Source organism: Paenibacillus sp. 2RAB27 (genome assembly GCF_052115445.1).
Classification (GTDB): Bacteria; Bacillota; Bacilli; order Paenibacillales; family NBRC-103111; genus Paenibacillus_E.
On record NZ_JBFRGR010000027.1, the window covers coordinates 68500 to 86366 of the forward strand.

Annotated in this window: 13 protein-coding genes; 5 read left to right on the forward strand and 8 right to left on the reverse strand. The window is 43.3% G+C overall.

Annotated elements, in window-relative coordinates; genetic code table 11:
* Positions 1 to 25 precede the first annotated feature (25 nt).
* Positions 26 to 1345, reverse strand: a complete 1320-nt coding sequence (locus AB4114_RS27120) for an extracellular solute-binding protein (protein ID WP_441991263.1) — start codon at positions 1343 to 1345, stop codon at positions 26 to 28.
* A 370-nt stretch (positions 1346 to 1715) separates the two neighbouring features.
* Between AB4114_RS27120 and AB4114_RS27125 the strand changes: the two genes are divergently transcribed.
* From AB4114_RS27125 to AB4114_RS27135, 3 genes are all read left to right on the forward strand, one after another.
* Entirely contained in the window at positions 1716 to 5033 is a 3318-nt protein-coding gene (locus AB4114_RS27125; RefSeq protein WP_441991264.1) for a discoidin domain-containing protein, read from the forward strand.
* Positions 5034 to 5181: 148 nt separating this feature from the next.
* Positions 5182 to 6222 carry an S-layer homology domain-containing protein gene (locus tag AB4114_RS27130; protein WP_441991265.1) on the forward strand — a complete coding sequence of 347 codons (1041 nt, stop codon included), beginning with the start codon at positions 5182 to 5184 and terminating at the stop codon, positions 6220 to 6222.
* Between the two features lie 192 nt (positions 6223 to 6414).
* Complete coding sequence (locus tag AB4114_RS27135; protein WP_441991266.1) at positions 6415 to 8289, forward strand: LTA synthase family protein; 1875 nt, start codon at positions 6415 to 6417, stop codon at positions 8287 to 8289.
* On the opposite strand, the gene AB4114_RS27140 is transcribed toward AB4114_RS27135, so the two are convergent.
* The 5 genes from AB4114_RS27140 to AB4114_RS27160 form a co-directional block, all read right to left on the reverse strand.
* A complete protein-coding gene (locus AB4114_RS27140) occupies positions 8274 to 8444 on the reverse strand; it encodes a hypothetical protein (protein ID WP_441991267.1) in 171 nt (56 codons plus the stop codon). The two genes, AB4114_RS27135 and AB4114_RS27140, sit on opposite strands and share 16 nt — an antisense overlap.
* Positions 8445 to 8909: 465 nt before the next feature.
* Positions 8910 to 9452 (reverse strand): hypothetical protein, encoded by a 543-nt coding sequence (locus AB4114_RS27145; protein ID WP_441991268.1) that lies wholly within the window; start codon positions 9450 to 9452, stop codon positions 8910 to 8912.
* A gap of 510 nt (positions 9453 to 9962) precedes the next feature.
* Positions 9963 to 10916, reverse strand: a complete 954-nt coding sequence (locus AB4114_RS27150) for an NAD-dependent epimerase/dehydratase family protein (RefSeq protein ID WP_441991269.1) — start codon at positions 10914 to 10916, stop codon at positions 9963 to 9965.
* Positions 10917 to 10943: 27 nt separating this feature from the next.
* Positions 10944 to 12236: a UDP-glucose dehydrogenase family protein gene (locus tag AB4114_RS27155; protein ID WP_441991270.1), complete on the reverse strand. Its 1293-nt coding sequence runs from the start codon at positions 12234 to 12236 to the stop codon at positions 10944 to 10946.
* Positions 12233 to 13216, reverse strand: coding sequence for a sugar phosphate nucleotidyltransferase (locus AB4114_RS27160; protein ID WP_441991271.1), 984 nt, complete (start codon positions 13214 to 13216; stop codon positions 12233 to 12235). Before AB4114_RS27160 ends, AB4114_RS27155 begins: the two co-directional genes overlap by 4 nt.
* 238 nt (positions 13217 to 13454) lie before the next feature.
* Between AB4114_RS27160 and AB4114_RS27165 the strand changes: the two genes are divergently transcribed.
* Positions 13455 to 13829 (forward strand): hypothetical protein, encoded by a 375-nt coding sequence (locus AB4114_RS27165; RefSeq protein WP_441991272.1) that lies wholly within the window; start codon positions 13455 to 13457, stop codon positions 13827 to 13829.
* 240 nt (positions 13830 to 14069) lie between these two features.
* On the opposite strand, the gene AB4114_RS27170 is transcribed toward AB4114_RS27165, so the two are convergent.
* Positions 14070 to 15212 carry a glycosyltransferase family 4 protein gene (locus tag AB4114_RS27170; protein ID WP_441991273.1) on the reverse strand — a complete coding sequence of 381 codons (1143 nt, stop codon included), beginning with the start codon at positions 15210 to 15212 and terminating at the stop codon, positions 14070 to 14072.
* A gap of 19 nt (positions 15213 to 15231) precedes the next feature.
* Positions 15232 to 16971, reverse strand: coding sequence for a CotS family spore coat protein (locus tag AB4114_RS27175; RefSeq protein ID WP_441991274.1), 1740 nt, complete (start codon positions 16969 to 16971; stop codon positions 15232 to 15234).
* A gap of 332 nt (positions 16972 to 17303) precedes the next feature.
* Between AB4114_RS27175 and AB4114_RS27180 the strand changes: the two genes are divergently transcribed.
* Positions 17304 to 17750: a DUF1761 domain-containing protein gene (locus AB4114_RS27180; protein WP_441991275.1), complete on the forward strand. Its 447-nt coding sequence runs from the start codon at positions 17304 to 17306 to the stop codon at positions 17748 to 17750.
* The last annotated feature ends 117 nt before the right edge of the window (positions 17751 to 17867 follow it).

A 17867-nucleotide genomic window follows, 5' to 3' on the forward strand; every position in this document is an offset into this window, starting at 1 on the left:
GTGGAGGGCTGGTTGTGATAACGTATTATTTACTTAGTGAAGCAGCTTGTGAGTCTTGAATTTTCTTAGCAATCGCTTCGGGGCTTCCACCCATTAGAAGCTCTTGTAGACCATTATTGATAACTTCAACTGCAGCGGAGCTTAGTTTAGCATCATAAACCGGTGTGATTTTCGTTGTTTTCATAAGGTCATTGAGTTCAACGAATAACGGGTTTGCTTTGGAAGGATCAAGATCAATTTTGTAGCTAACCAAAGTGGAGCTGTTCAGCGTTGCTTGTTGACCATCAGGACCAGATAGTGCATAGAACAATTTTTGAGCGGCTTCTTTTTTAGCCCCAGTAAGTTTCTTACTAACGCCAAGTCCAGTACCAACTACACCAGAAGTGGATTGAGGATCACCTTTTCCACCTGCAATGGATGGCATTAGAGCGATATGGGTGTTGGCAAGCAAATCTTTCGGTGCATTCTGAACGACGTCAGCCATCGCCCATCCACCATCGATGAACATCGCTGCTTTACCTTGATAGAACAGTTGTCTCATTTGGTTTTGATCGATACTGTTGAAGCCATCTTGGAATGCTTTGGCATTGCTTAGCTCTTGCAGCTTTTTCAAAGCTTGGATGAATTCAGGATCTGTAAACTTCACGCCATCTTGCTTAGCAGCTTTAAGGAACCAGTCGGAACCCGTCATACGATCAGCAAGTCCGCTGAAAATCGTGGATTGGGCAGCCCAGTTTGCTTTGTTACCAAGCGCGATTGGGATGATTTTGTTGTCGTTGAACGTTTTGACAGCTGCCATAAGCTCATCCCACGTTTTTGGAACAGCAACATGATACTGATCAAGTAGCGCTTTATTGTAGTAAATAAAGGAAGTTGGAGATAAGTTCATAGGTACGGAATAGATTTTGCTATCTACCGTATATCCGTCTAAAGCGCCTGGAATGAAATTGTTTTTCCATTCTGGCTTGCTATCCAAGAACTCATTAATCGGTTGGAGCAAGTTACCGCTAACGAATTCCTTCGTCATCGCATCTGGCCACATCACGAATAAGTCAGGCATTTCATTGGCTGCTGCAACGGTCTTCAGTCGCGTTTTCAAACCGTCGGTTGGAAGACCTTCAATTTCCAAAGTGATATCTTTATTTTGAGCTTGGAAATCATCTAGAATTTTACGCATAGCAACAGCTTTCGCATCTTGACCAGACCAGTTGTGCCAAATGGTAAGCTTTACTTTCTCGCCGGATGTGCCTTTATCTGCGGGAGCAGCTTCTTCGCCATTTCCACATGCGGATACAAGAACGGTTGTTGCAAGTAAAGCTGTAGAGATAAGTGTTAGTTTTTTCATGTTCGACCTCCTGATTGATTGACTCTACTTCATTCTAAGGATTTTCGGATGTTTCGTAAGGTGAACAGGATAAGGACCAGGGTAGAAAATGATCGGATATCGACCTGCTATTCTTCAGCATATCCATAAGTAAGGTAGAATAAGGCAAGGTCGTCGTTATAGTTAAAATATCCCAATACCTTAAGTAACTCTCCTAATCTTCTTAAGTTTACCGCTTTCATTAAGATCCATATTTTTCTATGATGGAGATACCAACTACGAGTCAGCATCCTACTTTGTAAGACGAGAGGGTGATCGGAGCAATTATGTAATCGCTTACCAATGGAATGTGGAGCAGGATAGATCGTTTCTAATCTAAGGGAGGTATACAATGCGTAGTTTGAAAAAAATGGTTTCATCCGTATCGATGATGGCTATCGTTCTTAGTTTGTGGAGTCCTGGAGTTTCGAGTGCAGCAACACCAATCGGTGATGCCAATTCATCGATCTTTGGTCCAAATGTGTATGTATTTGATCCTGATATGCCTGCAGCGGACATTCAGAGTGCTGTGAATGCGGTATTCACAAGACAGGAATCCAATGAATTTGGTACGGAAAGAGATGCTTTTCTTTTTAAACCGGGAACGTATAATGGCAATTACTTTATTGGGTTTAACACACAAGCTTCAGGGCTCGGGCTCAATCCAGATGATGTGCTGATCAATGGCGGACTGAATGTGAATGCGGATTGGGATAATGGGAATGCGACACGTAATTTTTGGCGGGGGATAGAGAATCTGAGCATTAATCCGACTTTCAATTATACACCGCCAGCGCCAGCCCACTTCTCAGCAGGGACAACGCAAATCGCGGTTTCACAAGCGGCACCACTAAGGCGTTTACATATTAAAGGGAAATTAAATTTGTTCGATTTTGATTCAGGGTGGGGAGCTGGATGGGCAAGTGGCGGTTTCCTCGCGGACTCCATCGTAGATGGTCAAGTTACACCGGCTTCACAACAACAATGGTTCTCGCGAAACAGTCAGTGGTCGAGTTGGTCCAACGGGGTTTGGAACATGGTGTTCGTCGGTGACAAGAATACGCCAACTGGAAACTTTCCGGATCCGCCTTATACAGTAGTCGAGAAGACGCCAGTCATAAGAGAGAAGCCGTATCTCTATATCAATAACGCGAATGAATATCAAGTATTCGTCCCGTCACTTTCTCAGAATACGCAAGGTGCAAGCTGGGCAAATGGCGCAACACCAGGTAATTCCATTAGTATTGATCAATTCTATATTGTACGTGCAGATGTGCCCGCAACAACAAGTGCTACGAATATCAATGCTGCTTTGGCGAATGGCAAGAATTTGCTCTTTACGCCAGGAATTTATCACATTGATGATACAATTCGTATCAATAATGCGAATACAGTTGTGCTGGGCATCGGGATGCCGACACTCATTCCAACGACAGATAAGCCAGCGATGACAATTGCTGATGTGGATGGCGTGAAGCTGGCCGGATTGCTGTATGAGGCGGGACCAAATGCAACCTCGTCGTTATTAGAAGTCGGACCAACGGGCAGTTCATTAGATCACGCAGCTAACCCAACCTCGTTGCATGACTTATTCTTCCGTACTGGCGGAGCCGTTGTTGGTGAAAATAAAGCGCAAATGACCATTAACAGCGATGACATCATTGGTGATCATTTCTGGATGTGGCGCGCAGACCACGGTGCAGGTGCAGGTTGGACAGAGAATGTTTCGACCAATGGTCTTATCGTGAATGGTGATGATGTTACTCTATATGGTTTATTTAATGAGCATCATAATGAGTATCAAACCCTATGGAATGGGAACGGCGGTCGCGTTTACTTCTATCAGTCCGAGATTCCATATGATGTTCCGAATCAAGCGGCTTGGATGGATGGAAGCAAGAATGGATATGCCTCTTATAAAGTAGCTGATACCGTTACGACCCATGAAGCTTGGGGACTTGGGGTGTATTCTTATTTCCGAGATGCAGCGGTGAAGCTGGAGAATGCCATCGAAGTGCCGAATACGGCAGGCGTCAAAATTCATCATGCGACGACTATTTGGTTAAATGGTAAAGCGGGCAGTGAAATCACACACATTATTAATGGTATCGKCGGTCGTGTGTACGGGACATCAGGCAGCGCTCAAAGACAAACGATTAACTTCTACGGGACAGATGCTGGGGATACGGAAGCACCGAGCGTCCCTACTAATTTGGTCCTCAAAGAGACTGCGGCACATGATCGTGTCAAAATTGGATGGACAGCATCGACAGATAACCTCAATGTCACCGGTTATGATGTTTATCGTGATGGGACGCTCATTGGCCACACAACTACGGCTGAGTATCTGGACACTACGGTAAAACCACTGACAACTTACAGCTACACGGTGAAAGCCAAAGATGGTGGAAACAATGTTTCCGCGTTAAGTGCGGCGTTAAGTGTAACAACGCCTAAGAGAGCCTTAGATCGCTCTGCATGGACAGCAACCTCGACATCAGCGGATCCAGCAGCTCATCTCATAGATGGTGATATGGGTACGCGCTGGAGCGCAGGCAAACCGATGGCGCCAACGCCAGAGCAATCGTTCACCATTGATATGAAGGTACCTACAAGTATCAATAGTATTGAGTTGGATTCTACAGGCAGCAATAATGACTATGCACGGGGTTATGCGTTATACGTATCCAATAATGGTGTAACTTGGGGCAGTCCGATCGCCACAGGAGTGGGTAGCAACAAGCTAATCACCATTGACTTTGCTCCACAGGTGACGAGATTCTTCAAAGTTGTTCAAACAGGAACGAATTCCAGCTGGTGGTCTGTTCATGAAGTGAGAGTGTACGGTTCCGTACCTGCATCAGCTTCCATAGAGGGACCTACGACAGTCACAAGCGGGCAATCCTTTGAGACGACGATTAATTTGTCTGATGTTGTTTCCAGTGTGTATGCACAAGATATTCAATTGTCTTATGACGCTGGATTGCTTGAATTTGACTCGGTGGAATCATTAAATCCTGCCATTACGATCATTGGGCAAAAGGTTGGAGCAGGACATATACGCATCCTGACAGCGAATTTGGCTGGTGGTGATGTCAACGGACCGTTGATGTTACTACATTGGAAAGCGTTAGCGCCCAGTGACGATGTGTCCACAACGATCGTATTAGACAGTCTTGCCTTAGCTGATTTGCAGACGGCAACGAACCTTGGCTCAGCATCGGAAGTGATTCTGGTGAAAGCGATCGTCGATCTGTCGATTCTAAACAGTAAGATCAATGCGGCGCAATCCTTGCATGATGCCGCAACAGAAGGTTATAGCAGTGGTCAATACGCGCCAGGAGCGAAAGCTGCCCTGCAGACTGCGATCGACGCTGCAAGAAGTGTTGCTGCGAATGTGGCGGTTACGAAACCGCAAGTGACGCAAGCGATAGCGAATTTGCAACAAGCTATAGATGTCTTTGACTCGCTGAAATACGTTGGCGATCCAGGAGATCTGAATAATGATGGCATACTCTCCGTCATAGATTTGGCAAACGTAGCAGCGGCTTACGGCAAAACATCCGCAGATATCGATTGGGCACAGTTCAAGAAAGCTGACTTCAACAGGGATGGCAAAGTGGATCTGGTTGATTTGGCTGCTGTGGCACAACGCATTCTGCAACAGTAAGTGTCATTCTTTCAATAAGGGTTAAGTAAGGTTAAGCAGATTCAGCATCGCCCGTCATGATACATTTCGTATAGTTTCATGGCGGGCGATCTTCATTTTACGGGGATGAATCGTTCTGAGTTCAGAGTGCTGAGGGAGGACATCGAACATGTTTTTGCGAAAATGGATGAAAATAAGCTTTGTACTAGTACTCTTTATAAGTTGGATTCTTCCTACAACCAGTTGGGCCTCTGAGGCCGATGAATCAGGCACATTTACGATGAAGGTTTCAACACTCATGCCGAATCATGGTGACACCATTGAAGTGGTCATTTCGGGACAAAAATTGACTGATGTCTATGCTTTCGAAATTAATTTGGAGTATGATCCTACAAGGTTAACATTCATAGATGCCAAATCCGATGCACCTGGGTTCTCTGTACCACCGATTGTGAAGGATTCACATATTCAACTTGCGCATACAAAGGTTGGAAAAGGGAAAGGATTAGAAGGTGAGCAATCCCTATTCAAGTTGCATTTTCAAGCGATCCAGAATGGGAACAATGAACTCACACTAAGCAGTGTGAAGCTTGTAGATTCCAAACTTGGTAACTTTACGAAGCAAATAAATGCGAAATCCACACTTACGATACATCATCCATATGCTTTCGATGATCTTGATTCCTTCGACTGGGCCGTGGAGGCGATTGAAGATTTGGCTTCCAAAGGGATCGTGAATGGCACTGGTGAGAGGCAGTTCAGTCCGGAAGCAGCGGTGACGCGTGCGGATTTCCTTGTGCTTTTGATGAGAGCTCTAGGCATGAAGGGGACTGTAGGCCAACCATTTGATGATATTAAAGCTGATGCTTATTATGCACAGCCAGTAGCTATTGCAAGAAATTTGGGCATTGTGCAAGGAGACGAAGCGAATCAATTTCATCCTAAAGCTTCGATTACAAGAGAAGATATGATGGTGCTCACAGATCGAGCATTACGCGTATCGAATCATCTTACCCAGGTAGGAGAACAATCGGATCTATTGATATTTGGAGACGTCTCGCTGATATCTGATTATGCGTTCACAAGTGTTGCTACGCTGGTTAAAATAGGGCTGATACATGGCTACGCGAATCAAGTGTTTCCACAGGATACGACGAATCGTGCACAGGCTGCAGTTCTGATCTATAATTTGTTAACTTATATCAAGTGACGATTAGATTTTATGGGAGAACGTAGCAGTTCAAAGAACCTTGGGGCACTCGTCTCAGGTTCTTTTTTTTGTGGAGAGCGGCATATTGCTTTGCTTGTCGGTAGATTGCAATATTTTAAGCAACATACGCGAATAACTTGTGGTAAAATGGGAAAATCGGCTTGAAATCAAGAAGTATGAGGTGAACTGTTTTTGCTGCAATTATCATCCTATAAAAGAAAGACCTTCCGCGACACGATCGGGCATGTTCTTCGATTGGTCATGAGTAGCGAGAAGCTGACCTTGTATACGTTCTTTGCAATTCTATGGAAGTCCCAGCTCTTGCTGGCAGCTCTTCATGCACCCGATATGGCGGGAATTAATATTGGCAAAATGTATTTCACCATTCCGCCTGTCATGTCGCATCTTATGTTCATCGTATTTGTCGTCGCCTTTGGACTATTTTTCAAAAAAAGAGGCCGTCGCAACTATTTGATCTGTGTACAGGTGCTGTTTAGTTTAGTATTGTTTTGCGATTTAGTGTATTACAGAGCTTATTCAGCGTTTCTATCTCTTCGCTTCCTTGCTCATCCCAATGGATTTAATCCTCTCGATTATAATCTGTGGACCTTTATTCGCACGTTTGATTTATGGTTCTTTGTGGATCTTGTGGTGATTGCTGCTGTTGCACTTTTTCGCTTTAGAAACACACCAATTCAATCGCGTCGACGTGAAAACAAAAGGCAGCCGATTCTGGCGGCTCTGCTGATTATCCTTGCTGTGGGTGTTGTTTCCTACGAACACTATCGTATTGATGTTAAGAATACGACGAAAGGCGAGATGATGTTCTTTAATCTGAGCTGGGCCCCTTTTCAATCCATGTCAGATATGTCACCGATTGGCTATCATCTGTATGATGGGATACGGCTGTTCGGTGCATCGAATAGTATCAAGCTTGCTGATCAAGATCGTACAGAGGTGCAGGAGTGGCTTAAAGGGAACGCAGAAAGCCTTCCGGATAATAGCTACCAAGGGATGTTTCAAGGGAAGAACCTCATTGTCATCCAGGTAGAATCGCTAGAAAACTTCGTTATTGGTGAAAAGGTGAATKGGCAGGAAATTACGCCGAACCTAAACCGTATACTAGGTAATAGCTTGTATTTCAATCAATTTTATGAGCAGGTTAACAATGGGACGAGTTCAGATAGTGATTTAATGACGACGACATCCGTGTTTCCCATTCGATCGGGTGCGAATTTCTTTCGGTATCCAACCAACACGTATAATTCGTTGCCAAAGTTAATGGAAGGTATGGGCTATCAGACGATTTCCACGCATTCGGAACCTGCGGGCAGCTGGAACTGGGTTGAGGCCCATCATAATATCGGTTACCAAACGAGTTGGGATCTACGAAAATATAAGGAAGACGATACTGTCGGTCTTGGTTTATCAGATGAGTCCTATCTCCGTCAGCTTGGGGACAAAATGGCAAAAGTCCAATCCCCGTTCATGCTGCATGTCATTACATTGTCTAGCCATGGCCCCTTCGATTTACCGGCGAAAACGAGATCGCTTCAGCTCGATCCAAGCTTGGATAAGACGATCATGGGTGCTTACTTTCAAGCAATCAACTACACAGACAAGCAGATTGGTGCATTCCTAGACAAGTTGGATCAATTAGGTTTGTTAGATCAGTCGGTAGTTGCGATATATGGGGATCATACAGGTGTGCATAAGTACTATCAAGACCAAGTTGACGCGATTCCTTCCTTAGAAAATGAAGCCTGGAGAACGCATTCGCTGCAGCTCCCGTTCATTATTTACAGCAAAGGAATGGAAGGGGAGAAGATTCCCACTATCGGCGGGCAAATCGACACCTTTCCTACACTTGCCTATCTGATGGGCGTAGATAAAGCGAAATTCGAGTCAACCGCGATGGGCAAAATCCTCGTGAATACGAATCGGAATTTCACTATTCTTAATAATGGCACGCTCATCGGTGAGCCGGGCGATGCGGAGAAAAATCATATTCTGCGATCGTTCCAAATCGCGGATTGGCTGCATGAAAGCAATTATTTTGAGGAATAGATGAAATGAGAAGAGCTAAGCGGATGCTTAGCTCTTTTTTGTGCGCGGCTAGGTATGGGAATTCGATTTTCTCGCACATTCTTCACGCCATGCTCCTTATCCATGCTATCCACGTCATCTTCGTGAACTTCGTCATCCACGTCATCTACGGCCAACCATGCTATCCTCCCGATCCATGCCATCCAGGGCCAACCATGCTATTCTCCCGATCCTCGTCATCCAGGGCCAAACATGCCATCCTCCCCAGCGGGAGTGTGATTAACTGTAAAAAGTACAGCTAATTTAGTGCTTTTGGGTTCGGAAATTGAATTAGATGTAAAATATGTAGTTAATTAGTATGTTTATATTATTTTTGAGTAAAATCATCAATATTAGCTGTGTATTTTCCAGTTATTCTTCTGTAATCGCCGAAATGATGAAATTTAACTGTAGGTTTTCCATTTATTTGAAAATTTAAGGAGAATAGTTAGCTAGTTTGAGATCCTGAAGTAGGTAAAGTAGCTGGAGTAGTTGGGTTGAAGTATGATCTAAATTAGCATGAAACGGGTTATGCACTTTATGAAATATAACGAAAGYCCAGCCCACATACATGGGACTGGGCTTACTTATGGAGCAGAAGCTTATTTAACTTCGGAAAGAAGGAATTTATCGTTCACTTTTTTCGTTGTATAGGTAGTGCCATCTTTCGTTGTGAACTTCACAAGCTCAGGCGTGTTAGCTTTATCGAAAGTAATTTCCTCTTTTTTTGTCTCTAAAATATTGGAAGTGAAGTACGATTTGGTGTTCGTTGCGTATGTTGTACCAGCCTTCGTGTCTGTCACATAATGATTCACAAGAGTATCGAGCATCGTGGCATCGACGTAGCTAGCAAGAAACTTCTTAGCTGTTTCTTTATCAGTTGCAGCAATCGGATTAACAACGAAAGCGCCATCTGCTGATTTTGCTTCAGCGAACAAGTAATCTACTTTTTCACGTGCAATTCTAGCAGCGATATAGCCTTTCATGTTTGTTGCATCTTGCGTTACTGCTGCTGTTGCTTGTGGAGCTGCAGTTGCTGACGCAGCAGGAGTAGGAGAAGTTGTAGAATCTTTGGAAGTACAAGCAGCGCCTGTAACTGCCATCGTTAGTATAAGTAGCCCTGCAGCTGTTTTCTTCAATGTCATTGGGTACACCTCATCATTATTTATCYGCTGGCTTATATTGTTAAATAAACCGAATTCTATGCTAATTAGGATGGCCAGCAAGATAAAAATATAAACGATAAGAGTGGGAAATGCAACCGTGAGATCACGTGATTGTGCAGGAAAATGCTGATTTTCGTTAACAAAAGTGATGGAAACGCTTGTAATTGTGACGATTTGAAGGGGGAATAGATTTGATATTTTCTAATAACTGGTTTTGATTGTATCTAAAATGAATGATTTTTACCTTTATTTACAAAAAAATGGATTTTGAAGTGTCAAATGCGTCTATTTGTTGTCCAAATTTCGAATTTAATTAGTGGTCATGGGAATTTCGAGGCCTGTGGCCCCGAGATCGTCGATAAAATCGACTAACGTGAGCGAAGAGGAGGCTCGTAGCCCGGAGAAAGAGTACTGTGTTCAACAGAAAAACTGGATGTTTCTACAAACGTCTACATGTAGAAGATCCAGTTTTATGTGATGTGTGTCACCTTATAAATAAGGAGTATGAGATAAATCCATGATTTCGGCTTGTAATCCAGTCCGTAAATCGGTTTTCGGTTGATAGCCGAGCAGTAATTGTGCCTTACTGATATCTGCCCAGGTATGACGAGGCTCTCCGGAGGCCTTGCCAAGAAATTGCCTGTCTATTTTTTGGCCAAAAAGATCCTCAAGAATGGCGATACAATCAAGTACAGAAGCACGTTCTTTGCCTCCGATATTGATGGTTTCGCCAATGATATCCGCTGCATGGGCTGTTGCTGCGATGGCTTCCACGCAGTCGCCAACAAATGTAAAGTCGCGAGTTTGGAGTCCATCACCGTTGATCGGGATGGGCTTATTGTGCCGAATATGCTGGATAAAACGATGAAACGCCATGTCAGGACGCTGTCTAGGACCGTACACAGTGAAGAAGCGTAATACAACGATGGGTAGCTCATCTTTCGTAGCATAGACCTTACAGAGCTGCTCTCCAGTCAGTTTGGTGACCCCATATGGCGAGAGCGGCACCGTCGTAGCGGCCTCATTCACTTGATTCGTTTTTTCGCCGTACACGGAGGATGTCGATGCATACACGATTTTACTGACGGGATAAGTGCGACAACCTTCAAGTAGTCTTTGCGTAGCTTCGATATTATTGGTGACGTAGGTTTTGAAATCTTCCCCCCAGCTAGAACGCACGCCAGGCATTCCGGCCAAGTGGTAGACAACATCTACCCCGGGGAGAATCGCTTCCCACTGAACATGTAATAAATCCTGGTTAATGAATGTGAATCGATCATGCACCAGTAAATAGCGCAGGTTATATTCCCTAACTGGGACAGGGGTTGGCGATTTCTGAACCAAAGCATCCAATCCAATGACTTCGTTGCGAGGATCCTGGAGAAGCTTTTCACATAGATGAGATCCGATAAAACCAGCTGCTCCTGTGACGAGTATTTTCATTCCATTAAACCTCCCATCTTAGAGCAATTATCTATTTCCAATGCCATAGTAAGCATAGCCTAGCTTGGTCATTTCTTTACCGATCAACGTATTTCTTCCATCAAAAAAATAATAATCTTTCATAAGCGCTTTTAACTGCTGCCAGTCTGCCTCCCGATATTGTTTCCATTCCGAACAAAGAATGACTGCATCGCAATGCTGCAATGCGTTCTCAAGTGTTTCGAATTGTTGAACCTGATCAGAGCGAAGAGCTTCAGGCAACTTGGCAATGGGATCGTGCACTCTGAGGTTCACTTGTTTATCCTGTAATTGTTGAATGATGGAAAGTGCGGGTGCTTCTCTTAAATCGTCGGTGTTCGGTTTAAAGGAAATGCCGAGAATCGCAATCGTTTTACCTTTGAATCCACCAAGCTTTTGTTCCCATATGTTCAAAAAGTGTGAAGACTGCGAGTTATTGACGGCAACTACTCGTTCAAGGATACTCAATTCAACTTGTTGCTCTTTCGCTGTATATAAGAGTGCCATGCTGTCTTTCGGGAAGCAAGATCCGCCATAACCGATCCCAGCTTTTAGAAAATGAGAGCCAATCCGTTGGTCCATGCCCATTCCTTTGGTGACATCGGTGACATTGACCTCCAGCGACTCGCAAAGTCTTGCCAATTCATTGACATAGGAAATTTTAGTTGCCAAGAAAGCATTCGATGCATATTTGATCAATTCCGCTGTTCGAGGTTTAGTCACAAAAATGGGGGCTTCTATACGATCATACAAGGATTGAATGATACTTGCGGCTTGCTCATTATCGCTTCCAATAATAATACGATCCGGATTCAGTGAATCAAACAAGGCACTGCCTTCCCGAAGGAACTCAGGGTTAGAAACAACATCGAATGGGTGGGGATGGAGTTGAGCTTCTCTAATCCACTGGGCTAATTTACGGTTTGTGTCTATGGGAACTGTGCTTTTCACAGTAATAATTTTATAGTCATCCATGAAGGTTCCAATACTTTGGGCGGCTCCTCGTACTGCCTGAAGATCAGCGCTTCCATCTTTATCCGAGGGTGTGCCAACACATATGAAAATGATGTCGTTCTGACGAATTCCCATCTCGGGAGAGGACGTAAAGTTGATTTTACCGGATTCAATGTGTTTCTTTAATAAAAGGTCTAGCCCTGGTTCATAAAAAGATAAATTGCCTTGAGATAATGCCTCTACTTTCTTCGTATCCGTATCTAACCCTGTGACTTGCCATCCCAGTTCGGCAAATACCAATCCAGTTGTAACGCCTACATACCCCATACCCATCATTAATATGTTCATTTTCCTGACCCTCCGTCTTTTTGCACAAACACCGACTGTGGACTGATAATCGAGTTCGTCATTGGATAGTGGTTAGGATTAAGAATGGCGTACTCTAGCAAAATGCTGTTTTCTAATGTGCAACTTTCAAGTCTGACATTGGGTCCGATCGTCACGTAAGGTCCGATCACACAATTAATCAATTCAGCACTAGGGGCGATGCATACAGGTGGGATTATCGTAGTTCCTGGGTAATCTGTTGGAGTCGTTAACAAACCTTCTTCGTCTAACTGCTTCAGCATCCACCTATTCGCTTCTAGCCAGCCTTCCATAGTTCCAACATCGGAGAAATTTTTATCTGTCGTTTGATAAGACACCGAATATTGTTGATGAATCAACCACTGAATGGCATCTGTAATTTCGTATTCACCTCTGGCAGAGGGAGCGATTGCATGAACAGCTTTAAATATACTTGGTTTAAATGCATAACTCCCCAGAACCGCAWGATCTGACTTGGGCTCTGAAGGCTTTTCTTCCAGACCAATAATGCGATCTTTATTCACTTCGGCAATTCCAAATTGCTTTGGATTCGTCACTTTTCTGAGAAGAATGGCTGCATCATGGTTCTCATGAGTAATGGCGTGAGATAAGCCATGAAGATCTTGCGTAATCAGATTATCCCCAAGAAGCAGCATAAAAGGTTCGTTATTCATGAATGATTCGGCTTGTTTTACAGCGTCTGAAATACCCAAAGGATTAATTTGAAAAATATATGTGATGTTTACTTTCMACCTCTCGCCAGCACCTACTTCTTCCATAAACATAGCGTGAAGATTGTGCCGGATTACAATGCCGATCTCGTGAATGCCTAATTCCACTAGCTTTTCAATACCATAATGTATTAAGGGTTTATTCGCCACTGGAAGCAGACCTTTAGGCTTTATATTAGTAAAAGGTTGGAGTCTAGTACCTATGCCTGCACAGAGAATTAATCCTTTCATAAGCTTTTACCTCCTTGTCTATATGAAGACATTATTAATTTATGATGAAAATTATGGAAATGTAAGGGCTATTCACAGGGAAAATAAGCTGATATGTATAAGGTTCATGGAATATCTCCTAGTGGACAATCATAATCCGCCAATCTACTCTATCAAGAGCCTAAGCATGAGGTAGGAAATATCATAGTATACAGGGAGACATTAAAGTTTCTAATTTATGACGAGGGGAATGATTTTTTTGGAAAGTTTGGAACAATTACTCAGTTATTTAAAAGCGCATCCTGAAGTGACAGAACTCTCATTGGAGTTTGAGAACGGTGACAAAGACAAGGTTGATTTAACAGAAATTAATGATTTAATGAAAGACATCGCTTGGGCAGAAGTTGATGAAGTTGAGATTGAATTAGCTGATGGTTCCAAGATAGCGTTTGGTGAAGAAGAAGAAGAAGAAGAAGAAGAAGAAGAAGAAGAAGAAGAAGAAGAAGAAGAAGAAGATGAAGAAGAAGAAGAAGTAACAACATCGGTTGTAAACGCTGAAGAAGAAGAAGAAGAAGATGAAGATGACGACGACGACGACGACGATGATGAAGATGATGAAGAGGAAGAAGCATAAGTAATCGTATTAAAGTTATCCAATAGATTAGGCAAGTAAGGAAACCTCTTACTCTTGCTATGGCTTCTGCTATTTGGCAGAAGTACCATACTTGTAGAAAGGGGTTTTCCTGCACTTCGGTATCCGTTATTAGCCATACTTGCTCTGAGACTCACTGCACATAAAGTGGGCTGTCCCTAAGTAGAAGTGTCTACTTGTGGGACAGCCAGTTAAGTTAACTAGAAATCTGCAAATGTATACTTATCGTTGTTCCCAGACGGCAAGAATTTCCTGAGCAACGCGTTCCCATGGGAAATATTGTTCTGCCAATCTTCGTCCGTTAAGTCCCATATGTCGTGCATGGTTCATATCAGACAACAAGGAATTTAGTTTCTGTGCGTATTCGCTCGGGTCTTCTGGGTTATTGATGAGTAATCCGTTATTATTCTTAACAATCTCTGGATTGCCGCCTCTAGCTGTTGTTAGGAAGGGTAAGCCAGCGGCCATCGCTTCATAATGTACACGTGCTAACGGCTCCTGCCAAATCGAAGTACATACAAAGACATCTCCTGCACAGAACCAGCGGTGGACATCTTGCGCTTGCACATAGCCGGTTGTTATGACTGGTAGAGGTGAGCGCACGGCAAGTGCTCTGACGTAAGCGACATAGTCACTGACCGAGTTATCGCTGAACCAGGCACCACCGACAACAACGAGTACTGCATCAGGATGGTTGATTTGAGACATTGCTCGCACCAACACATGAGGACCTTTATTGCGAGTTAGCCTCCCCACAAACAAAATGACTTTCTTATTGGAGAGGTTGTGTTCTGCTCTAAGGCTCTCACGAGCGCTCCTTGCCTGTTCGGATTCCAACCATGGAGCAAAGCGATTCAGGTCAACGCCGGAATATATCGGTTTTATTTTACCAGCTGCTTGTGGGTAGTAATCACAGATGGCCGTTCCGATATACTGGCTAATCGTAATAATACGTTCAGTTTGTTCAATAACTTGAGTACCCTCGGTAAGGTTGATCTTAAAAGGATTGAACATATCATTATGCATACTAAGAATAATCCGCGATGTAGGTGCTACTTCCCTAACAGGAAGGACTAGTAAAGGGCGGTTGAAAATTTGAATAATATCAAAGTGCTCCGGCGTATGTTGTAGAAATTGGATAACCCCTGCAGCGTATGATTCAAGTAGACCATGTGATTCCACACGAACATAGTGGATACCATTCGTGACTTCATCGTTTGGCAAATCTGGGTCCGTTCTACCTAAAATAGTAATTCTGTGATGTTTACTTAATAGCGAAGCCACACCGTCAATATAGGTTTGAATAGCTCCCCCTCGAATGTTGGGGACAGGCAGCTTTTCCGTACAAATCATCAGAATGTTCACGAGTTAACAGCTTCCTTTCTCAGGCAGTCCTTTTTCTAGGGGGAATCTGCCTTTTAATCCACGGTGGAGGTACTTTCTTAGTTGTTCGAGGTTGTTGTATTTTTTTCATTGTTGGTTTCACTACACGTTTAATAGGCTTCTTAAGTCCTAGTTTACGTTTCATTGGTTTTTTTCGAGAACGAGATACAGGCTTCATTTTATTCTTAGCAAGCCATTTTTTGTAACTTTTGTATCCGTAAAAGATTCTAACATCCGAGGAACGCTTCCATTTTGTGAGTCTTCTTAATTTTCTGCGTTTCAGATAACGAGTTTTCTTGATGATTCTAGTTTTTCTCATAGCGCGTCGCTTCCTTGGAACGCGAAGTTTAAATTGCTTTTGTCCGCGAGCAGGGAGTTGAATGAGTACTGGCATTGGAGTCTCCTCAACAACTGGTTTCTTGGCGTAAACAGGTTCCTCCGCAACAGGAGACTCAGCATAAACAGGCTCTTGCACAAGTGGGATCGGTAAGATCTCTTCAACAGAAGGCGAAGTTGGTACGATTGGCGTAACGGGCATTTCGGAGTAAATAGGCGTTAACACATCTCCTGGAAGTACAAAAGACGGACGTTGGATAGACGGTTTGACGTATTCCGACGAGTAGTCTCCAGCAGGGTAATTTGCCTTATCTTTTTCGAGCTCGGTTAATGCTTGCCATTTACTTGTTTCCGTTGTCATCACTCTTTGAAGAATCGACGCAAGTTCAGTGTCAAGGAATAATTGAGGATTAAACACGATTTCTTTGACATGCTTATAAAATTCATTAGGAAAAGCCATATCGATCCACAAGATTTCGAAGGTTTCTTGGTCAAGAGGGTTGGCTTTATGATAGGCCTCAATCATGCCGCGAATCCAAGTTATATCCCACACACCCATATCATCCATGGTGCTCGTAATTAATTTCCTTAGATCTCGAATCGGCAAATCGTAGGAAACACCGTCTAAATCGATGACCCAGATACCGCCAGGTCCCATTTGACCGTTCGACCATCCAAAATCTTGATGGGCAAGTCCCCAATGGGGTTCACCTTTTGCAATCATCTGTTGGTAAGGGGAATTCTGGAAACGTTGATACATGTCGTTAGCTTGCTTCTTGAATTCTTCAATAACGGCAAGTAAGTCTGCGCTTGCTGCAGTGTCAGAGTAGGCGAGGGCGATATCCTGAAACCAACCAATTTTGGCAATTATTTTTTCGTAATATTTGCCCCATCCATAGATGCGCGAGGATTTCTCCGAACCGCTAGGAGGGACATAGCCTTTGGAGTTATTATGGAATTCCCCTAAGCCAAAGCACAGCTGAGAAGCGCCTTCCAAGTCGACTTTGGATACGGGCACTAGGGGTTCAATCCAGTCAGTAACGATCCAGAGTTTACCGCCTGCTTCAACGTAGAAATTCCCTTCCCTCGTTGGGATGAAAGATGGAACTCGGTGGCCTAAACCAGACATGTAGGATTGAGCTCCAACACTGAAAAGACTTCTTCTAGGTCGTCTGTGCAAACATTTAATACTGAGATTGCCCTTACTTGTGCTGATTTTCCAAATAGCTCCACCTTTATCTGGCTTTGAAGTAATCAAGAGCATATCATTGACTTGAAAATCATAATGTCCCATGACTTCTCGTGCCAGCATTTCTAACCCAGGAGGAACATACATGTTAGCTACGATTCCTGGCTCTAAGACGTCATCGATCCAKGGAACGATTTGATAATTTTCCACCACCATCACTCCATCACGTATTTTAAAGTGAATTGTACGTTCTAAAATACTTACTTCTGCAGCGAAAATACGCTTGTGTCCACTACAGGTATACCTTTTCATTGCTGTGAATACGAAAGTTCACCTCACATAAACCAGTTTAGGTTTATCTAATTCTATGCATATGTCATTAGGTGAATGGTTGATATGTACAAGAGTGGAACTTCACGAAAAACGATTAGACTTCTGTATACTTTTTACAGAAATAAGGAATTGACATGAAACCAAATGGTTGTATATAATGGAAACGAAACCAAATGGTTTCGCATAACGATATATAGGTGAAGAGGGGATTGGAAATGTTATTTCAAGAAATTAATTATTGGGCCGTATTCGTTACGGGGATTTTATCATTAGTGTTAGGTTTTCTTTGGATGGCTGTTATATGGGCCAAACCTTATCAGAAGCAGATGTACGGCAAGGGAGTGCAAACCGATCTTAACGTAAGTAAAGCGGATAAAATCCAGTCTTTTGTGATTTATATTCTTGTATCTTTCATAACTTCCATTGCATTCGCAGTTTGTTTAGAGCTTTGGAAATCAGGTGGACAAGCATTTGGTTATGATGGCGATAGTCTGAAGAATGCTTTTTGGTTCACTATGCTAGTAGCAGCAGGTTACACGCTTCCGTTTACAGTTGGTAAAAAGGTTTGGCAGTTCAAAAGTTGGCTAGTCGTGGCTGTAGACACCTCTTATGAGATCGTTCGCTTTACGATGCTGTTGCTTGTATTCTGGTTTTGGGTGTAAAAAAGTTAAGAACCTGAAGATATGCTAACTTCTTCTAAGCTTACGATAAGCCTCCGGATCCTATTTCAGGATATAGTTAGTGTGTAGATGAGATTACACTTTCAGGAGGGGCTACAA